Origin of the sequence: Chryseobacterium sp. MMS23-Vi53 (assembly GCF_047651245.1) — a bacterium.
Taxonomy (GTDB): domain Bacteria; phylum Bacteroidota; class Bacteroidia; order Flavobacteriales; family Weeksellaceae; genus Chryseobacterium.
Map to the genome: position 1 here is coordinate 3,569,851 of NZ_CP180265.1, position 20,250 is coordinate 3,590,100.

Consider the following 20,250-nt stretch of genomic DNA (forward strand, 5'->3'; position numbering starts at 1 on the left):
TATATTTACGGCTTAATTATAAAAATTAACATGAAAAGGATATTTCTTTTATTATTGTCTGCGTCGGTAGCATCGGTATCTTGTTCAGGTGGGGGATCATCTTCAGTGGGAAAACCCGGAACAAAAGGAGAATTGATACCAAGAGAAAAAACGAAATCATTTGTTGCAGAAAGACCATACGGTATGGTTGGGATTCCTGCAGGTTCATTTGTTGCTGGTCTTACAGATTATGACCCTACAAATTCACCTGAAAAAGCAAATCCAAAAACTGTTACTGTTTCTTCTTTCTTCATGGATGAAGCAGAAACTACTAATGCAGAGTACAGGGTATTCATTAATTATGTAAGAGATTCTATCGCTAGAACTTTACTTGCTGAAGCTGCCGGAGAAGGTGGTGAAGGTAAAGGTAGAGGGGTAGCAATCGGAGATTATGCATACCTTGCTCAAAAAGAAGAAAATTTAACACCATATCAGGAATATTTAGAAGGAGCTGGAGGACAAGAAGAAGGAGGATACGATCCAAGCAAAAAATTAGACTGGAAAGTTCCATTGCATTGGAACACTGGTAAATATCCGGATGTAGAATACGCGGAAGTTCTAGAATCTATGTATTTACCTGCTTCTTCAAGAGTTGGAAACGAAAGAATTCTTGATGTTAGTAAATTAAAATATACTTACAGATGGGGAGATACAGATGCTGCTCTAGCTGAAAAAGAAAGAGGAGTAAATTATCTTAAAAGTGAAAGCATTGCAATCTATCCTGATACAACAGTTTGGGTAAAAGATTTCCACTTTGCATATAACGAGCCATTGTTTGAACAATATTTCTGGCACAAAGCTTACAAAGACTATCCTGTAGTTGGGGTAACTTGGGATCAGGCAAGAGCTTACTGTAACTTCAGAACTAAATTAAAATCTGATTACAACGAAAGCTTAAAAAGAAGAAAACAAAAACCTCTAATCTTCAGACTTCCTACGGAAATCGAATGGGAATATGCTGCAAGAGGAGGAATGCAAAATGCTACTTACCCTTGGGGTGGTCCTTATTTAATGGACGACAGAGGTTGCTACCTGGCAAACTTCAAACCTAAGAGAGGTAACTATATGGAAGACGACAAAAAAGGTACTTATACATATACAGCTCCGGTAAAGAAATTTAGAAAAAATGGATTTGGGTTATTTGACATGGCTGGAAACGTTTCTGAATGGACAGAATCTGCTTACAACAACTCTTCATACGGGTTCTCATCTACTCTAAATCCTTCTACTAAAGATAAGACCGATACTAAAAAGTCTGTTAGAGGTGGTTCTTGGAAAGATGTTGGCTATATGCTAATGACTGGTGCAAGAGATTGGGAGAGAAAAGATTCAGCTAGAAGTTATATCGGATTTAGAACTGTACAGGATATTCCTGAAGCGGCTGTGAAACCAAGAAGGGTTAACAGATAATTTTTCAACCATTATTTTTCAATAACAATTTTATTTAACATTAAAAAAAACTAACTTATATGTTTAAGACTAAAGATGCGTGGATGAATTTCTTCTATTCATTCGGTGCTGCAATTGTAATTCTTGGAGCTTGGCTTAAAATTACTCACATTACTTTGGGACCAATCAATGGAAACATGGCTCTTACAGTGGGACTTATTACGGAAGCTATCATCTTCATTATCTTCGCTTTCGACCCGCCAAAATCTGAGGAGTCTTATGCGTGGGAAAATGTATATCCTGAATTATTAGATAAACATGCTAATCCAAACCCTTTACACTCAAATGTATCTAAAGGTAACGCTGCTGCTCAGTTTGCAGAACTAGAAAATTCTCTTTCTACTAAATTGGACAAAATGCTTGAAGACGCTAAATTAGATGTACAACTATTCGAGAGATTAAGAACAGGTATCGACAAGTTTTCAAACTCTGTAGATCAGATCAACCAAACTGTGGATGTTTCTGCTTCTACTCATAAATATAATGACCAATTGAACAAGGCTGCTCAGCACATGGAAAGCATGAACGCTTTATATGCAATGCAGTTGGAAAGCGGTAAAAGACAATCAGAATTTGCTAATAAATATGTAGCAGATATGCAAAAATCTGCTGAACAATCGGAAAAATTCAACCAAGAGCTACAAGGTTTAACATCAAACTTAAACAACTTAAACAGAGTTTATGGTGGTATGTTAACTGCTATGAAGTCTTAATTTCCAAAACCATTTTTCTAATTTAACTACTTAATCAAAAAACAAACAACAGAGAATGGCAGCAGGAAAACAGACCCCTCGTCAGAAGATGATCAACCTGATGTATTTGGTGTTCATCGCTATGATGGCCCTAAATATTGATGCAGAAATCATCAGGTCATATTATGACTCTACTAAAGCTCTTAACGAAACTAGATCTTTAACTGAAAAGAAAAACGAAAAGATTTTCGAAAGAACTCTTGAAGCAAAAGCTCAACAAGTGCCCGATACTTATGCACAACCTTGGGAACAGTATAAAGTTTTAAGAGATAAGATCAACAGTTTAGTTTCGGATGCTGAAAAAATTAAAGTATTATTAAAAAAGAAATCAGAATTTCACGATAAGGATCCTAAAACAGGAAAAGATATCGATGTAAGTGAAAACTTTGCAGCTTTGAACAATAACGAAGCTACAACTGAATATTTCTTTAAGGAAGGAGATGAAAATACACCTTCAAAAGGAGCTAATGATTTGAAAGCTAAAATTGATGATGTAAGAAATTATATCAATACTACTTTTGGTAACAATCCTCAACTGAAAGATTTAGTTGAAAGAGCTAATAAATCTCTAATTGCTGAATATCCGAAAGGAAAATCTCCAAACGAAAAGACTTGGTTTCAGAATAAATTCTACCACCAGCCTTTGATCGCGGCGATTTCAAATCTTGAAATTATTCAGAATGATGCAAGAAACGTACAGTCTGATGCATTAGCTTTAATGCTTCAGGAAAAAGTAGATGCTAGTATCAAATTCTCAAGCTACGAAGCTATCGTTTCTGCACCTACGGATGTAGTTTCAGGTAAGCCTGCGGAGGCTGTGATTATGTTAGGTAACTATTCTACGAGCAATAAGATCAGTATCTCTGGTGTAAGCAGACAGGAAAACGGTAAAGGTTATGCATCTCTTAATACTGGCGGAATCGGACCACGTACTTTGAGTGGTAGTATCACATTAACAGATGCGAGTGGAAAAGCTCAGAGCTTCCCGTTCACACATACTTATAATGTTATCGCTGGTCCTCAGGAAGTTAAACTTCAAAAAGGTTTATTACTTTCTGCTGATAAGATGAATGTAATGTACAGAGGTCTTGATAACCCAGTTTCTGGATCTATCTTGGGTGCTGATAATGCTAAATTATCATTATCTGCTCCGGGAGCTGCTGTGAAGAGCACTGGTCCTGGTAAGTGGGACATCAAACCAGGCGCTGGAAATATCCTGAAAGTAACACTATCTGGAACAGATCCTTACGGTAAGTCTTTATCTCAGGTATTTGAATACAGAATTAAAAACGTACCTCCACCACAAGGACAGATTAGAGGTAAGAATATCTTAACAATGCCACCAAGCTCTGTTGAAAATCAGCAACTTCAAGCTGTTATTCCAGACTTCGACTTCCCAGTATCATTCAACGTGACTTCGTTCATGGTAAGAGTGCCGGGTAGAGCAGCATTACAAGTTCAGGGTAATTCATTACAAGGAGCTGCAGGATTATTCAAAAACCTAAGACCTGGTGATGGTGTTTACATATTTGAAATTAAAGCGACAGCTACCGGTCTTGGAGATCAGAGAGTTGGAAATATTTCACCTGTGTTAATTAATATTCAATAAAAAGTATTATGAAAAAATATATTAGCAGTTTTTTAGTATTAGTTTCGGGGTTTGCATTCTCCCAAACTATCCTGAATGCTTCTTCTCCTGAAGAATTCAGAAAAATGAGAGCTGAGAACAAAATGAAAGTAGGAGATACGATCATCGATAAAAAAGTAAAACCTTTGGAGTACGGTTTTGTAGATGATAAAGATATCTTGAAAAGCATGTTTGTTTGGGAAGTAATTGATATGAACGATAAGATCAATCAACCTTTCTATTATAACAATCCTGATGGATTATTGGCTACAGAAACGAAGTCTTTATACAAACTTTTATTAGACGGAGCTTTAAGTGGAGATATCAAAGAAGTGTATGACGATGAAAATTTCGTTCAAAGACTTACTCCTCAACAGATTAAAGACAGATTGGTAAGTGTACGTGTTGATGATGAAGCTGTTAACATCTTAAACAGTGGTCGTCAATTAACAGAGCAAGAGAAAAAAGAGCTTACTGACGTTTATGAAACGACTACTGATAAAGTAAGAGTTCTTAAAGTATTCGGTATGTGGTTCATCGACAAGAGAGATGGTGCATTGAAGTACAGACCTCTAGGTATTGCTGCAATGGGACCAGATCCACAGATGATTGGTAGAGTAGGTCCTGATGGACAGCCAATTGCCGGTGCTAATGATTTGATCGATCTATTCTGGGTATATTATCCGAATGCAAGAGATATTTTAGCTAATAATTTTGTTTACAACAGAAAAAATACATCTGCAGATCTATCTTTCGATGATTTGATCAATGCTAGAAGATTTTCTTCTGTAATCTTCAAATCTTCAACAGGTTTGGGTGATGGAGTTATCAAAGACTACATCCCTAGAGATGCTGATGAGCAACTTGAAGAGAGTGACAGAATTAAAGGACAAATCCTTCAAATGGAAAATGATATGTGGAATTACTAAGATTTCACTTGATAATTATAGAAAACCTGAGTATTTTTACTCAGGTTTTTTTATTATGAAAAATGTAGATTATATTATCGTTGGAGACGGATATGCCGGGTTGTTTTTTGCCCATCAGCTGATTAAGAATAACAAATCTTTTGTGATATTTTCAGAGGGTAGGAGGAGTGCTTCCCAAGTTTCTGCGGGGATTATAAACCCTGTTGTTTTAAAGAAATTCACTACTTTCTGGAAAGCTCAGGAGCAAATTGATTTCCTTAAAGAGTCTTTGAAAGAAATAGAATCTTATACTGGGAAGAATTATTTAGTTGATTCCCGCATTCACAGAATATTTCATGATGAGAATGAGCAGAAGCTTTGGCTTAAAAAATCCGAAAATTATGAACTTATTCATTTTTTAGACAAAAATTTCGATCGTTTAAATATAGTAAAAAACGATTTTCTTACCGGAAAGGTGTCTCAATCTGCCAGACTGGATGTTAGCGGTTTTTTTGATGGTTTATTTAGTTTTTTAGAAAAAGAGGATAAATTAATCAAGGAAAAATTCAATTATGATAAAATTGATACGGCAAATTCAGTTTATGACGATTTTGAATTTAAAAATATTCTGTTTTGTGAAGGAATGGGCGTAAAGGAAAATCCATTCTTTTCTGAAATTGCGGTAAATCCAAACAAAGGTCATCATATTAAAGTAAAACTTTCTCAACCAATTCCTGAAAATGTAACGATCAAGAAAAAACATTTTCTTTTCCCAACCGATAGCGGACTGTATTTTTATGGGGGAACATATGACAGAGAGCAATTGCATCATCACATCGATGATTCTGCGGTAGAGCAGCTTGTAAATGGACTGTCTGAAATTTATCCGTATGATTTTGAAGTGAAAGAAGTAAACTTTGGCTTCAGACCTACCGTAAGAGACAGAAGACCAATTATTGGAAGGCATCACGAGCATCAGAATTTTTACGTTTTCAACGGATTGGGAGCAAGAGGAATTTTAAATGGATGTTATTTTTCAAAGAGTTTATACGATTTTATTGAAGAAAATCTCCCTTTGCATGAGGAAGTTTCTTTGGAGAGATTTACATAAACATAAAGAAAATATAATTTTAAGTTTCGAAATTTAATTTTAGACTTTGAAACAGCATCGCATAAAAATAATTTTCTATGCTCTAATATAGATATTTTTATATCGCAAGAAACATCTAAATTTCACCATAATGAAAAAATTATTATTGTTATCGTTATTCTCATTGCTTTCTATTGGAATATTTGGTCAGACAGTCAAATATCAGCTTTCAAGTCATATTTTGGACATTACAAAAGGAACTCCTGCGGCTCACATCTCCATTAAATTGGAAAAGTATAATGAACAGTCGAAAGTGTGGAGCTTTGTTGATGAGAAAAAGACAGACGCCAACGGAAGAATTCCGGATTTTTTACCCGCAGATAAAAACAACAACGGTATTTACAAGTTAACATATTACACAAGTCCTTATTTTCAGAAAAACGGTTTAGAGAGCTTTTATCCGTTTATAGAAGTAGTCTTCCAGATCAGGGATAATAATCATTATCATGTTCCGATTACGTTATCTCCTTATGGATATTCTACGTATAGAGGAAGCTGATTGTTAATAAACTCCGGGTTTCATTTAGATAAAAACCTCCCAAAAGGGGAGGTCATAACACTAAATGGGAAAATGAAAAAAATTTCCCGTCTTTGTTCTATGAATAATCAGTTACTGTTTTTAACAGACAGATGCTTTTATTCATATTAATTTTATTGCTAAAATAAAAGCAGCATTTTTTGAGTCAACTCTGTTTGAGGAATGCTGTTTTCCGATTTATTATCAATGTCTTCATTACAAGAGATCGTAATAAAGATACTTAGAGCAAATGCTCCTAATAAAAAACTTTTTTCATTTTGAATTTTGTTAAAGTTAATAATATTTTATTTCACTCCGGCAAGATATTTACACTAGCATTTTTCCACAACAACCAACAGTTATAAAATCAACAACCGTTGGTTGTCATTTATCTCAATCTGCGTATAACAAATGGGAAGCTGGACAAGCAAAGCCAACTCTGCAAAATTTAAAGAAAATTGCGGAAATTTTTGAAGTTGATTTCTATGAATTGATTCAAGAACAGATTCCAAATCTAGATTTATCCAATGCAAAATTTGAAAATTCTCCATTCTTTGTCATTAAATCTACACACAATACAATTAGCTATGATTCACCAGAATTAATTTCAAAAATTTTAGATAATCAAAACCAGATGGCAAAACTGATGGAGCTTCAAAATAAATTGATAGAAAGTCTTCTTAAATAATAATTTTCCAATAAAAAATTCGCTCTGCAAAATCACAGAGCGAATTGAAAAACACAAACACTAAAACTGAAATGAAAACAACAGCTTTATTTAATTTGTATACAAGCTCAATTATTTAGCATCACCTATACAAAACAAAATGGCTCCATATCCCGGAGTGATATTATATTCAATTTCATCAAACCATTTACCTGTCGAAAGAACTGCAATATCTCCCGATTCTACACCAAATTGATTTTCAAGAGTATATCCATTCGCAGTATTTGTTAGCTTTACATAACTAAAATTACTAGGAGTACAAAAACTTAAATTAGAATTTGACATACCTGTTACATAGGTGCCATTCTTTTTAAATCGGATTGAAGCAGTCTGCTTTTGTCCGTGTCCACTACCGCCTGAAATTCCAACTCTATATCCATAAACTTTAATATTTGCTACTTCTCTATTGAATTTTAAAGTCATAGTTCCTGTAGTATTATTAGCGGAGCCAAATCCTGTTCCGACTGGTGTTACTGGAGGAAGAGGCAGACATCCTGAATTACTAGTCTGAGCGTTACCGCTTACTCCAATATTAGAAAACGTAAGGGTAGCTGTAACGGATTTATCTTTTACCAAACCGGTTGCCGTACCCGTACCTACATAAGTAACGAGCCATCCTGCGCAATTCACTCCCGTATCAGGGTTTGGCGGTACATCTCCGCTTATAACATTCCTCGTAAAAGAGCAAGTTTGTCCACCAACAGCGATTATAAAGTTAGCATTACCCGATCCGGAAGGTGTTCCTGTAATGGTAAACGTTAAAATACCGTTTCCATTAGCAAAATTTCCTGCCGAAAGAGTAGCAGTTAATCCTGTTACTCCTGTTGAGGCTATTGTTTGTCCATTATATGAACTTCCATTTCCACCCGAGTAAGAAATAACCGATGTAACACCTGCTGGAGTAGCAACTCCGGCTTGTATTGTACCATTATGAACTACTCCTGAACAGTCTAGTTTTAATATGTTACAGTTCCCTTTCCATACTGCGGCATTCCAATACTGCAGGCATTTCAGGGTAGTGTTGTACAGCGTAAGTCCTTCTGCAGGTGCAGATATGGCATCTCTTTGAACTGTTGTCATTCTGGGAGGTAGAAAACCTCTGTAAACTTGAGCCAGAACTATTTGGGAAAATAGTAAGAGGCTTATTGAAATATATTTTTTCATCACAAACAGTTAGGATTATTGATAATTTTTCCAATTAGTACCATCAAAATATTCTAATAGTTTCGTGCTTGTATTGTAGATTACCAATCCTTCAGCTTTAGCAGCTATTGCATCTCTTTGCGCTGTTGTCATTCTTGGAGGAAGAAATCCCTGTGTGGTAGACGATAACTCCAGAATTGCGCTTGAATGCGGATTATTTGTTCCAATACCCACATTACTTCCTATAGGATTTAAAATTAATGGCAATCCGTTCCCACTGTTTTTGTCGATACTTGAAACATAAGATCCATATGGTGAATCCGCAAAAGTTCCAAAATCAAGTGCATGGTTAGAGTCTCCTTCGATTCTTACTGTAGCTGATGTACCGGAAGGTTGAGCATTGGCTCCCTTCACAACAAATTTTTGAGTTGGGGATGTAGTTCCAATTCCGACTTTGTTATCCGCAGCATCTACAGAGAACGTGTCTTCGTCTATAGAAAAAGCGTTTTTAGCAGTTCCTGTAAAGGCTAATGTTTTATTGTCCTGTGTAACTGTTCTGTTTCCAAGGAGTGCTCCGTTTGCAGTGTAAATATTCTCCGAATTTCCTCCTGAAGCAGGAAGGTCTTTCCAGGTAGCGACACCATTTGCATCTGATGTCAATACTTTATCTGCTCCCTGAGTTCCGTCTACGATTTTTAAAGCTCCGTTTGTAGAGGAATTAAGATGCAGTAAATTCGTAGGAGAGCTGGTTCCTATACCCACATTACCTTTTGGGTCAATACGCATTTTCTCTCCACTGTAAGGCATATCTCCACTGGTAAAAAATCGTAGGGATGTAAGATTGTCTGTTCCGTTTCCTTCGTATAATGCATTGATTCCGGTACCATTGTGGTATGGTTCTACTGTACCATTAAAATGAGGGATAAATTCTATAGAACCTATATTGTCGCCATTATTTAGGTTTGCAGGAGCAGCAACCGTACCGCGAGATTTATGGAAACGCAGAGCATTGTATTTATTCGTGCTTCCACTGTAATCATCAAAATGATATTCATTTGCAACGTCATCATTTTGAGATACAACACGAAGCTTGGCAGGAGATGCATTATTGGTTCCTATTCCTACAGCACCCTGTATAATAGCTCCATTAGATGGAGCAGACAAACCTGCATAATTGGTTCCTAATGCAAAATTTCCAATTATAGAAAGCTTACTTCCCGGAGCAGTTGTTCCGATACCGACAGAGTTAGCGTTAGCATCTACCGAAAATGTAGATCCATCTACTGAAAATGCATTATTAGCAGTTCCTGTGAAAGCTAAAGTCTTATTTCCCTGAGAAACTGTTCTGTTATCCAGAAGGCTTCCATTTATGTTGTAGATGTTGGAATCTTTGTCGGTAGCATTACCTGAGTTTAGTTTTTTCCAAACAGTTTCATCAAAATAATAATATCCTGAATCATCGATATTTACAGCAGTTCCTGTCTGTGTTCCGGTTGAAATATTATTAACATATATAAGAGTGGAAGTAGGAACAGCGAGCATATTTTGAGCTCTCTCTCTGTCTACTCGTGGTATAAGCAATCCGTCGACATTCGTAGATACACCTGTTGTATTTTTTGCAGTAATATCAAATGTAGCAGAAGGATCAGGAGTATTTACTCCAATTTGTGCGTAAGTGGCATTAAAAGCCAGAAACAGTACGCAGCTGATTGTCATTTTTTTCATGAGTGTAAATTTTAAAAGTGTTTTTAATTGTAATTTTTATTTTGGGAACATTTATTACAATTCAATTTTATCTGTGATTTTTCCTTAGTGTGTAATTAGAATCTATTTTAACCTCTATTAATCCATAATGGTAATAGAAACGATTGGTGCTATTTTATGATTGATGATAACGCTTCCAGCACCTTGTTTTTGACATGAAACATTGATCGTTTTTTGTGCTCCGGTTACTTTTATAAATGTAAGCATCGTATTAAATGTATTCCACCATGAATCCATAATATTGGGTAATATGGAAACAGCGCTAAGATATTCACCGTCATCTCCTATAATTCTGCACCATGTATGATTATTGTCGCTAGAAAGTAATCGTCCCATATTTACCTCTACTTTGTACGTTTTTCCAGGTGCTAAAGCTATTGTGGTATTATCTGCTTTTTTTGTAATAAAACCTCCAGGAACATTTGAAAAAAGAGTGGACTGAAAAGTAACAGGATAATATTTGGTAGTAGAACTTCCATGGGTTATTGTCTGTTCATCTGTTTTTGAAAAAACAACTGATGTATTGATGGTGTTACTGGATGTATCAAGATTAGTCCAAACAGGGATTTCGTCTGTTCCTACATTTACCTGTAGTTTTGAAGCCTGTGTATTGTAAATCATTGTTCCGGGAGGTCTTCTTCCTACAGGAATATTATCTCTTTGGTCATTATTTAATCTTGGGGGAACAAAACCGGAGTTCGTACTTTCAATATCCAGCTTTCCTTTGGGAGCAATAGTTCCTATTCCCACGCTACCATCTTTTAATATTGCAAAGTCATTGCTCTGCTGGTCTTGAGACAAATCATTTTTATCGAGATTATCTCTGCCTGCATCGACATGCAATGAAGCCATAGGGTTCGCTGTTTGTATTCCAATTTGTGCAATAGCTAAATTAGACAGCAGGATACTTGCTGCAATTAATTTTTTCATTAGTGTAAATTTTTTCGTTAGTGTTTTCTCAATTGTAATTTTATTTTGGGAACATTTATTACAATTAAATTTCATTCGTTGATTTTTTTCCTTAGTGTGTAATTAGAATCAGATTTGATCTTTTTTTTATGAATATTTCCGGATCTACTCATAAAATCATGTGATCAAAATTCTGGTGCAAATGTACAGTAGGAAAACGAGAAAACTTTTACGACAAATTTACGTTTTGATTTTAAGTTGTTGATATATAGGTATTTATGTTTTGTGTTAAGTAGTGATGCAGTAGGCTTTAATACTAGAAAAATAGTGGAGTTATAGAAGATTTATAACTCCATGAACCATTTATTAAGATCAATCTTCGACGAAATTCCTAATTTTTTTCTTAAACGGTATTTTTTTGTTTCAACAGTGCGGATGGAGAGATGCTCGTACTGCATAATTTCTTTGTTGGAAAGATTTAGCTTTAAAAAAGCACAAAATTTGATGTCATTTGCAGTGAGATCGGGATAGTTTGAAGTAAGCGTATTGATGAAATCCGGATAGATTTCCTGAAAACGAGCCAGAAAAAAAGGATCTCCGGTTTGCGCTAGATGCTTTATCTCTTCAAAAGCTGAGGAATCAAGCTGTTTTTTTAGATTATTTGTTTCTAAAGATTTTTCTAGGATAAGATCATCTTTGGCTTTCTTTTTCTTTTGGTAAGCTTTAAAAATAAAATAGGAAATGACAAGGATTACGAGAAAAATCGCTATGATGAGCCCGTAAAGTTTATTTTTTTGCTGTTGATGATGACTTTCTTTTTCTTTAATTGTTTTTTCAACGGAAATATTGATTCCCTTTTTTTCCTGTTCGATGATAGCCTCACTTATCTGTTGATATTTATGAAAATATTCTGCCTCCTTATTTTTATTATTGATCTGGTGATAGACTTCAGCAATAAATCTGTATGAGTCTCTCAGGTTTTCATCATGTTTATTTTTTTCAAATATCTCAATGGATTTTAGATAATTGTCTATAGCTTTTTCGTATTCTTTTTTCTCTGTATATAAATTTCCATAATAGAAAAATACGTTGCCTTTTTCATAATCGGAAAATTTGCTGACAATCTTGGATGCCTTGTCCAGATAATATTCTGCCGAGTCCAGATTCTTTTCTTTCCCGCTTAAAAATCTTTGCGTAATATTAATGTATAAAACAGGATTGGGTGACAAAGCAAGACATTTTTTCTCGATTTTTTTAATGGAATCAGTGACTTGCATTCTCTGGAAATTAATGAGCTTCCAGGAATATCCCTGATAAAGTCTAACTTCTTTTTTTTCTTATCTTCAATTCGATTGGCAAAATTGATAGCCTTATCAAGTTTAGCATTAGACTGTTCATAAAGAGAAAGTCTGGAATAATTCATTCCATAGGAGGCGTAGAACTTAGAAATAATTTCCGGATTTTTTATTTTGGTAATATACTTTTCAGATTCATCCAGATACTTCATGCTCTCTTTGAAATTGTTGGAAACCGATAAGTAGTTGGCGATATTTAATTGAGCAGCAACAATTCCGTCTGCATTGTTTACTTTATAATAAATTTTAAGGGCATCTTTATTGAAATCTATTGCTCCCTGAATATCATCTTTTTTACGATATTTTTCAGTAATACTTTCCAGCTGGTCTAAAGTATACACCTGAGATTTTAGCAGAGAAAATGTGAGCATCAGAATAATACAGATAAATTTTCCAATTTTTTTTTGAAGCATAATAAGTGTTTTGTATAACGAAGATAAGTTTTTTAATAAAAATAATGAATGAAAATATCCCAAGAATAGATTCTCATTAAAATTTTTATAAAATAAAAAAGCCAAGACCGAAGTCTCAGCTTTCATAAACACAAAACACAACACTAATCACTTGTTGAAAATGAAAAATCTAAGTGATGTAATGATTTTTTTATTTTAATTATTATGAAGCATTACCCAGACAAAACGTTACAAGACTATTATAGAAAAATTGTGCTTCATCCTTATTTATAGTAACTTCATCAAACCATACTCCTCCCATATTATAAATACCGCCCGTTCTCTGATTTCCGCTTCCTGTTATTGTTCTTACAACAACATCATTTCCAATTTTACTGGCATTAAAACTGTTGCTGCATCCTATATTTGCGAAAGTTACGGTAGGATATACAACAACTCCATTTCTCTTAAATGTATATTTTATAGTAGTTCCCGTGATATTTCTCATTGAAATAGCTTTTAAGTTGGTTACTGGTCTATTGAATTTTATTGAGACTGTACCAATCTTACTAGTACCATTATTCCAACCTTCTTTTGGAACTGTAAAGCTGTATGACGGGTTGAAAGTATATGTCAAATTACAATCTGTGAAAGTACTTGAAGTTTTGTAGGAAATTGTATTTGTAGTATACGTTGCGATTAAGTTTTGCCCATCCAAAGATCCAAAATTGTATGTTCCTACCGGAAAATTATTAATAACAGCTCCTGTACAATTTGCACTTAAATCCGGAGGTGGTGGATTAATTATGGTTCCCGGACATCTTCCTTTCCAAGAACTACCATTCCAATACTGCATACAGTTTATCGTAGAATTATAAATCGCCAATCCTGCAACCTTAGGACTAATTGCATCTCTTTGTGCGGTGGAAAGTCTGGGCATTAAAAATCCTCGATTGGCAGAAGAAAGGTCCAGTATTGTACTACTTCCCGGATCTGTATTTCCTATTCCTACGTTTTTATTATTGGTGATTACCATTGCAGGAGCTTCATCATTTTTAGAACTGGCGTGGATCTGAAGTTTGTTGGCGCTTATTCCCAATCCGTAAAACGAACTTTTTTCTGCATTGTTGTAAAGTGCCAGTTTTTTACCTTCAGGAGCTGAAACAGACGCTGGAGCATCGGTTCCCAAGTGAACTTTATTTTGAGGAGATCGAGTTCCTATCCCAATTCTATGATTCGTAGCATCTACAGAAAATGTGTTTTGATCCACAGAAAATGCATTTATGCTGTTTCCTGTAAAAGCAATGGTATTCAATCTTTGGGCAACAGTTCGGTTTCCTGAAAGAGTTCCGTTGATGTTATATATATTTCGTTGTGATGAGGTGGAATTAAACTTAGTCCAAAGAGTTCCATCGAAGTAATAAAATCCCATACTGTCTACATTAGCCGTAGTTCCGGACTGAGTTCCCGTAGAAATATTATTAACATAAATAATGGTAGAAACCTTTACCTGGCTCATCGATTGTGCTTTCTGGCGATCCACTCTGGGAATCAACAAACCATCAACGTTTACAGAATTTCCTGTCGAATTTTTTGCCGTAATATCCAATGTTGCCTCTGGAGTAGGAGTATTAAAACCAACCTGAGAAAAGGCAATGGTTGAATAAGTTAATGCATATAAAAATAGTATTTTTTTCATTTTGATAGTGTTTGAATTTTTTATTTTCTAAATGTGTTTTTTAGGCTTTAATAATGATAAAAAATTATTGATAATTCTGCCAGCTGCTGCCGTTCCAATACTGCATAATATTTACACTGGTATTGTAGATCATGATTCCTGCAGGTTTAGGATTCAGCGCGTCTCTCTGGGCTGTTGTCATTCTTGGCGGAAGAAATCCTCTATTGGTAGATGATAATTCCAGAATAGCGCTTGAATTGGGATCTGTAGTTCCTATTCCTACATTTTTATTGTTGGTTAAAACCATTGCAGGCGCTTCATCACTTTTGGAACTTGCATGAAACTGAAGTCTGTTTGCACTTACTCCCAATCCATAAAAAGAAGTGAAATTGTCGTTGTTGTACAATGCTAATTTTTTTCCTAAAGGATCTGTTACAGCACTCGGAGCATCACTTCCAAGATGAAGTCTGTTTTGCGGAGTTGTTGTTCCGATACCCACTCTGTGATTGGCTGCATCTACAGAAAAAGTACTGCCGTCCACCGAAAATGCATTCACTGCGGTTCCTGTAAAAGCCAATGTATTGGCGTTTTGCGTGACAACGCGATTTCCAGTAAGCGTTCCGTTAGCGGTATAAATATTGTCTGAAGATCCGCCTGTTATTAATTTAGTCCAAACAGAACCGTTAAAATAATAATATCCGGGATTATCGATATTAATGGCTGTGCCTGTTTGTGTTCCTGTTGAAATATTTTCAACATAAATTAAGGTAGATGTTTTTACACCCGTCATCGATTGTGCTCTTTGTCGATCAACTCTTGGAAGTAGTAATCCTTCAGGAGATGAGGTTGTTCCTGTGGAATTTTTTGCGGTGATATCTACTGTTGCTTCGGGAGCAGGAGTGTTGAATCCAACTTGTCCGAAAGTGGTTATTCCAAAACATAAAGTTAATGCGATTGTTATTTTTTCCATTTTTCAGTGTTTAAAATGTTTAAATTGTTTTTGTTTGCTTGATTTCAAAATCTGCTATTTTAGAATTTTGATAATCAGAATAAATTTTTTGTTTTCCTTGTGTGTTTAGAATCGTATCTCAGAAAAATGCCGGCTTTTCTTTCGATGTATCATTGATGAAAATTCTGGTGCAAATGTATTTCCGTTGATTGGATAAAATTCTACTCTCCGGTTACTCTGTTTTTGTAATGTCTTGATTTTTAGATTAATTTGAATTTGTGTAAGTAGCAATGCAGTAGGAGAGTAGGTGTTGGAAAAAGAAAAAGACCCGCAAAAATTACGAGTCTTTATATATTTTTTTATGCAAAAACTTAAAATTCCATCATCCATTTTCCAAGATCTACATCGGATGTTAGTTCTAATTTTTTTCTCAGCCTGTATTTTTTATTTTCTACCGTTCGGATGGATAGATTTTCGGCTTCCATAATGTCTTTACCGCTAAAATTTAATTTTAAAAATGCACAGAATTTAATATCTCCTAAGGTAAGATCAGGATATTGAGAGGTAAGTTTTTCATAAAATTCAGGATAAACCTCTCTAAATCTTGTCATAAAATGAGGAGTACCCGATTTGGCGAGCTGTATGACTTCTTCGAAGGCCGGATTTAAAGTCCTTTTTAGTTTTTCGTTTTCTTCTGTCTGGTCGATGATGATTTCGTCCTTTTGTTTTTGTCTTTTTAAATATGTTTTTCTTAAAAAGTAAAATAATATAATTAGACAAAGAAAAATAATCGCTGAAATACTATAAATTTTTGTTTTTTCTTTTTCTTTCTCATCAACAGCTTTTTTTATAGGAATATGTGCAATAGCTTGTTCTTCATTAGAAATACTGTCGCTTATTGCAGTATATTTTTTAAGATATTCTGCTGCTTTTTCTTTATCTCCTAGAGAATAATATGTTTCAGCAATTACTTTATAAGCATTTTTTTTATTGAGCTTGGTTTTATCTTTTTCGTAATATTTCAGTGCCTGTAGAAAATATTCAAGTGCTTTTTCATGATTGTTTTTTTCAGAGTATAATCCACCGTAATTAAGAAGAACCATCGGCTTATCAGCAGGAAATTTATCAGTAATTGCCATAGCCTTATCCAAGTAAAATTGCCCGGAATCCAGATTTTTTTCTGTTTCTATAAATCGTCTTGCAATATTGGTATATAATCGGGGATCCGGTGAAATAGCTAAAGATTTTCGCTCTGTACTTTTTATAGAGTCCAGCATATTCATTTTCGTAAAATTGAACAGCTTCCACGAATATCCCGCAGCTAGTCTCTTTTTTCTCTTTTCGGCATCCTTTACAAGTTTTCCGTACTTTATTGCTTTATCAATATTTTCATTCGACAGTTCAAATAAATTGATGGAAGAATAATTTCTGCCATATCCTCCATATAGTTTAGATGTAAGCTCCGGATTATTTATTTTTTTAATCTTGGCTTCAGCCTTGTCTAAATAAGCAATACTTTCTTTATATTTATTGAGAACAGCAAGATAATTTGCAATGTTGAGTGTAGCCGCAATTTCTCCTTCTATATTATTTTGTTTTTGATATGCAGTGAGTGCCTTTGTATTGAAATCAATGATTTCCTGAATTTTTCCTGAGGTCCTGTATTCCTCCGAAATTCTTTCCAGATCATCTAAGCTGTATGTTTGTGAATAAAGCGTAGAATAGAGGAGTAGAATGGCTGTCGAGAACAATTTAATAAAAATTTTCAGCGGCATATGTGTATTTTATTCTAACAAATTTACTTATTTAAGTAAAATATTTAGTAATAAAAAAAGAAAATCGTTCTAATTAAGAAGCGATTTCCTTAGTGTAAAAATAATTGAAAAAAAAGTAGGAAGTAAAATTAAAACAGAATGGGATGAATTTCTGAATCAATTGTTTACATTCCTACTTTGAATTTACTTACTGAAAAACAAACTTCAAAAAACAACATTTAGTAAGTAAATTTAAAAACTAATCGGATCATATAAAATTTGTCTTATCGACAAGTAGTATCTCTATTTTTTAATTTTTTAAAAAAAGAGTAGTGAATAAAAGAATTATTAGTGTGCAATTCACTACTCTACCCCTTATATGCACAAAAAAAATGTCTGTTTTTTTAAAAAAAGAGGAAGCAAATACCTAATCTAAAACGGGATGAGTCTTTACATTAAAATATTTGCTTTCCTACTTCCACTTCACTCTAATTAATTTTTTTGTAAATTATTAATAATTAAAAGTAAACCTTAAAATAACCTTATTATGTTTTCTAAAAATTTGAATTCTTATTTCATTTTATTCTCTGTTAGAAAAAATAGTGAGCATTTAGCTAGTGGCAGTCAGCTCACTATTTAAAATCCTTATTAGGGAACTAATTTGTGTTTTTAATACTAACTTGAGAATGTTGAGACAAATTTAGACCCTATTTTCGAAAAATACATTACTGCAATACTACTCTTAATTTTTAATATTTTGATTATTAGTACTTTGAATAATGATTTGAAGTGTATTTGAAGTGTGTGAAATTTTGAAATTTGTGGAGTTATTGAGTGAAAAAAGCAAAAAAAATCCTTTAAAAAAATTTAAAGGATTAAAAAAATATCTTTTTTGATAATAATATCACAGTTCCATCATCCATTTGTTGAGATCTACTTCCGAAGAAAGGCCTAATTTCTTTCTCAATCGGTATTTTCTCGACTCAATTGTACGGATCGAGATGTTTTTGTACTGTGCAATAGTTTTGGTAGATAGATTTAATCTTAAAAAAGCAGAGAATTTAATATCATTTGCAGTCAAATGAGGATATCTTGTTGTAAGGGTTTCGTAAAATTCAGGATAAACTTCCTTGAAACGCGACAGGAAAAACGGATCGTTTGTACTGGCTAATTTTGATAATTCTTCGAAAGCTTCGTTCAGTTTTACTTTTAATTCACCAGTTTCATGCAATGTTTCGTTGATGATTTCTTCAGTTTCCTTTTGCTTTTTAATATATCTTCTTATAAAAAATGTGATAACCATCGCAGACAGAAGAATAATTGACACAATAATGATGTAAGCCTGAGTTCTCTCTTCCTTCTCTTTCTGAGTTTCTTTGCTGATGATTTTATCGACAGGAATTCTAAGAGCCTCACGTTCAGATTCTTCTATGCTGTCTTTGGAATCGGAATATTTTTCCAGAAATTCATTCTTTTTTTCCTCATTATTCATGAGTTTATAGGTTTCCGAAATGGTTTTATAAGTATTTGTGATATCGGCCTTTCTGGAAAGACGCTGGGAAATTTCCAAAGATTGGAAATAATATTCCAAAGCTTTTTCGTAGTTCTGCTTTTCTATTTGCAGTTTTCCAAAAGCATATAAAGTCATCGCTTTCTGATATAAACTGTAATCTCCTGAAATCTGCATCGCTTTATTCAGATAATATTCTGCAGAATCCAACTCTTTGTTTTTCAATAGTTTTTGAGCAATATGTACAAAAGTAAGTGGCTGTGCAGTAAGTTCCATACGTTTCCTCTGAATGCTATTTACAGAATCTACTATAGAAAGTTCCTCAAAATTGGCCAGCTTCCAGGTATAATAAAAGTAGAGTAATTTCTCTTTTTGTTTTTTGTTTGGAATTTTTTTGGCGTAAAAAATAGACGTATTAAGATGATCGGTCGACTGATTTATAAGTCCCAACGAAGAAAAATTTCGCCCGTATTCGCCATGCAATTTTGCAATTAGAAAAGGATTTTTTGTTTTTTCTAATTGATTTTCAGCTTTTTCCAGATAATCAAGACTTTCTTTGTATTGATGAAGAAACCAGAGCAAACCACCAAGATTGATGTAAGCACCAATTGTACCTTCCACATTTCCAGCTTTCTGATATTGCTGTACTGCATCCTTATTAATAGAAATACTTTTATTGATATTTCCATTTACTCTTAGCTTTTCCGTTATGCTGTCGAGTTCATCTACAGTATAAGTTTGGGCGTGAGTGGAAATAATCAAAAATAAAGATAGTGCATAAAATGTTTTTTTGAAATAACAATTTAAGAACATAATTCATGTTTTAAGGTTGCAAAATTAAATGATATCATTATTATCATGTCAATTTAAATATAATAACAATGGTATTATGGAATTATTCTTAATATAAATTATCATAGTTTTTATCTTAATTAATTGATAATTAATGATATATGTATGTGTTGGATTTCTTTTTTTTACTTTATTATATTAAATATTTTTATTTACAGTTTAGTTTTATTTAAAATTAATTGTAAAATTATGCCTTTTATTTAATGATATTCGAAAAATGTTTCATTTTATTTAAAATAAATATTTTCAGATCAGTAAATAAATTTTCATACACAAAAAGCTTCCGAATATGGAAGCTTAAAATTGACAATAAAAAATTCATAAAACACAACAAAAAGAAAATTTGAGATTAAAAAATCAAAATGAAAATTTTATTGTCTTGAAAAATAACTTATCGAAGAGAAATGTAAATCTTAAAAAAAACAGGATGTAAATATATCTGCAGCATTGGAGTAAAAATTTCATTTTATACTTACATTCCTGCTTCCACTTTACTTAATATTATGAAGATGTTAAAATTATTTTTCTCAGGATGCAAGTAGCTAATGAAGATGGGATGATATTCTGAATCGGCATATTTGCCCTGATTTATGTTTAATGATTTGGTGAAAATAGGATGGCAGTTATTTTTTACAATGAGTTAACTTTTTTGAGGATGATAACCACCGATCCTATTACTATATGAAAACTTATGATGTAAATTTTTCCTAATTTTTTTTGAAAAATAGGAGGCAAACAGCCATTTGAGGCTTAATTATGTCATCTTGTATTGGCA

General features: G+C 33.6%; 16 protein-coding genes. 7 read left to right on the forward strand and 9 right to left on the reverse strand.

Going from position 1 to position 20,250, the window contains the following annotated elements:
* Positions 1–30 precede the first annotated feature (30 nt).
* From gldK to ACKX2A_RS16105, 7 genes are all read left to right on the forward strand, one after another.
* The gene (gene gldK, locus ACKX2A_RS16075) at positions 31–1,449 is read left to right on the forward strand and encodes a gliding motility lipoprotein GldK (RefSeq protein WP_415325825.1); all 1,419 of its coding nucleotides are present in this window, start codon (positions 31–33) and stop codon (positions 1,447–1,449) included.
* A 59-nt stretch (positions 1,450–1,508) separates the two neighbouring features.
* Positions 1,509–2,201: a gliding motility protein GldL gene (gldL, locus tag ACKX2A_RS16080; RefSeq protein ID WP_415325826.1), complete on the forward strand. Its 693-nt coding sequence runs from the start codon at positions 1,509–1,511 to the stop codon at positions 2,199–2,201.
* Positions 2,202–2,256: 55 nt separating this feature from the next.
* Complete coding sequence (locus ACKX2A_RS16085) at positions 2,257–3,849, forward strand: GldM family protein (protein ID WP_415325828.1); 1,593 nt, start codon at positions 2,257–2,259, stop codon at positions 3,847–3,849.
* An 8-nt stretch (positions 3,850–3,857) separates the two neighbouring features.
* A complete protein-coding gene (gene gldN, locus ACKX2A_RS16090; protein WP_415325830.1) occupies positions 3,858–4,796 on the forward strand; it encodes a gliding motility protein GldN in 939 nt (312 codons plus the stop codon).
* Between the two features lie 55 nt (positions 4,797–4,851).
* Entirely contained in the window at positions 4,852–5,886 is a 1,035-nt protein-coding gene (locus ACKX2A_RS16095) for an NAD(P)/FAD-dependent oxidoreductase (protein ID WP_415325832.1), read from the forward strand.
* Between the two features lie 130 nt (positions 5,887–6,016).
* Entirely contained in the window at positions 6,017–6,424 is a 408-nt protein-coding gene (gene uraH / locus ACKX2A_RS16100) for a hydroxyisourate hydrolase (protein WP_415325833.1), read from the forward strand.
* 379 nt (positions 6,425–6,803) lie between these two features.
* Positions 6,804–7,130, forward strand: a complete 327-nt coding sequence (locus tag ACKX2A_RS16105; protein ID WP_415329479.1) for a helix-turn-helix domain-containing protein — start codon at positions 6,804–6,806, stop codon at positions 7,128–7,130.
* Positions 7,131–7,241: 111 nt separating this feature from the next.
* On the opposite strand, the gene ACKX2A_RS16110 is transcribed toward ACKX2A_RS16105, so the two are convergent.
* From ACKX2A_RS16110 to ACKX2A_RS16150, 9 genes are all read right to left on the reverse strand, one after another.
* Positions 7,242–8,333, reverse strand: coding sequence for a hypothetical protein (locus tag ACKX2A_RS16110; protein ID WP_415325835.1), 1,092 nt, complete (start codon positions 8,331–8,333; stop codon positions 7,242–7,244).
* A 15-nt stretch (positions 8,334–8,348) separates the two neighbouring features.
* Positions 8,349–10,037 carry a hypothetical protein gene (locus ACKX2A_RS16115; protein ID WP_415325836.1) on the reverse strand — a complete coding sequence of 563 codons (1,689 nt, stop codon included), beginning with the start codon at positions 10,035–10,037 and terminating at the stop codon, positions 8,349–8,351.
* 117 nt (positions 10,038–10,154) lie between these two features.
* Positions 10,155–11,006 carry a hypothetical protein gene (locus ACKX2A_RS16120; RefSeq protein ID WP_415325837.1) on the reverse strand — a complete coding sequence of 284 codons (852 nt, stop codon included), beginning with the start codon at positions 11,004–11,006 and terminating at the stop codon, positions 10,155–10,157.
* A gap of 323 nt (positions 11,007–11,329) precedes the next feature.
* On the reverse strand, positions 11,330–12,262 hold the full coding sequence (locus tag ACKX2A_RS16125; protein WP_415325838.1) for a hypothetical protein: 933 nt from the start codon (positions 12,260–12,262) through the stop codon (positions 11,330–11,332).
* Entirely contained in the window at positions 12,166–12,753 is a 588-nt protein-coding gene (locus ACKX2A_RS16130; RefSeq protein ID WP_415325840.1) for a hypothetical protein, read from the reverse strand. Before ACKX2A_RS16130 ends, ACKX2A_RS16125 begins: the two co-directional genes overlap by 97 nt.
* Positions 12,754–12,955: 202 nt before the next feature.
* Positions 12,956–14,431 (reverse strand): hypothetical protein, encoded by a 1,476-nt coding sequence (locus tag ACKX2A_RS16135; protein ID WP_415325842.1) that lies wholly within the window; start codon positions 14,429–14,431, stop codon positions 12,956–12,958.
* A 64-nt stretch (positions 14,432–14,495) separates the two neighbouring features.
* Positions 14,496–15,380 carry a hypothetical protein gene (locus ACKX2A_RS16140; protein ID WP_415325843.1) on the reverse strand — a complete coding sequence of 295 codons (885 nt, stop codon included), beginning with the start codon at positions 15,378–15,380 and terminating at the stop codon, positions 14,496–14,498.
* A 350-nt stretch (positions 15,381–15,730) separates the two neighbouring features.
* A complete protein-coding gene (locus ACKX2A_RS16145; protein WP_415325845.1) occupies positions 15,731–17,134 on the reverse strand; it encodes a transcriptional regulator in 1,404 nt (467 codons plus the stop codon).
* Between the two features lie 883 nt (positions 17,135–18,017).
* Complete coding sequence (locus ACKX2A_RS16150; RefSeq protein ID WP_415325846.1) at positions 18,018–19,436, reverse strand: hypothetical protein; 1,419 nt, start codon at positions 19,434–19,436, stop codon at positions 18,018–18,020.
* Positions 19,437–20,250: the final 814 nt, after the last annotated feature.

What these genes read in the sequence shown, in the direction of transcription:
- uraH (WP_415325833.1), top strand. Translation starts at nt 6,017, where the DNA reads ATGAAAAAATTATTATTGTTATCGTTATTCTCATTGCTTTCTATTGGA.
- ACKX2A_RS16095 (WP_415325832.1), top strand. Translation starts at nt 4,852, where the DNA reads ATGAAAAATGTAGATTATATTATCGTTGGAGACGGATATGCCGGGTTG.
- ACKX2A_RS16115 (WP_415325836.1), bottom strand. Translation starts at nt 10,037, where the DNA reads ATGAAAAAAATGACAATCAGCTGCGTACTGTTTCTGGCTTTTAATGCC.
- gldL (WP_415325826.1), top strand. Translation starts at nt 1,509, where the DNA reads ATGTTTAAGACTAAAGATGCGTGGATGAATTTCTTCTATTCATTCGGT.
- gldK (WP_415325825.1), top strand. Translation starts at nt 31, where the DNA reads ATGAAAAGGATATTTCTTTTATTATTGTCTGCGTCGGTAGCATCGGTA.
- ACKX2A_RS16120 (WP_415325837.1), bottom strand. Translation starts at nt 11,006, where the DNA reads ATGAAAAAATTAATTGCAGCAAGTATCCTGCTGTCTAATTTAGCTATT.
- ACKX2A_RS16140 (WP_415325843.1), bottom strand. Translation starts at nt 15,380, where the DNA reads ATGGAAAAAATAACAATCGCATTAACTTTATGTTTTGGAATAACCACT.
- ACKX2A_RS16110 (WP_415325835.1), bottom strand. Translation starts at nt 8,333, where the DNA reads ATGAAAAAATATATTTCAATAAGCCTCTTACTATTTTCCCAAATAGTT.
- gldN (WP_415325830.1), top strand. Translation starts at nt 3,858, where the DNA reads ATGAAAAAATATATTAGCAGTTTTTTAGTATTAGTTTCGGGGTTTGCA.
- ACKX2A_RS16135 (WP_415325842.1), bottom strand. Translation starts at nt 14,431, where the DNA reads ATGAAAAAAATACTATTTTTATATGCATTAACTTATTCAACCATTGCC.
- ACKX2A_RS16085 (WP_415325828.1), top strand. Translation starts at nt 2,257, where the DNA reads ATGGCAGCAGGAAAACAGACCCCTCGTCAGAAGATGATCAACCTGATG.
- ACKX2A_RS16145 (WP_415325845.1), bottom strand. Translation starts at nt 17,134, where the DNA reads ATGCCGCTGAAAATTTTTATTAAATTGTTCTCGACAGCCATTCTACTC.
- ACKX2A_RS16150 (WP_415325846.1), bottom strand. Translation starts at nt 19,436, where the DNA reads ATGTTCTTAAATTGTTATTTCAAAAAAACATTTTATGCACTATCTTTA.
- ACKX2A_RS16130 (WP_415325840.1), bottom strand. Translation starts at nt 12,753, where the DNA reads ATGCTTCAAAAAAAAATTGGAAAATTTATCTGTATTATTCTGATGCTC.
- ACKX2A_RS16125 (WP_415325838.1), bottom strand. Translation starts at nt 12,262, where the DNA reads ATGCAAGTCACTGATTCCATTAAAAAAATCGAGAAAAAATGTCTTGCT.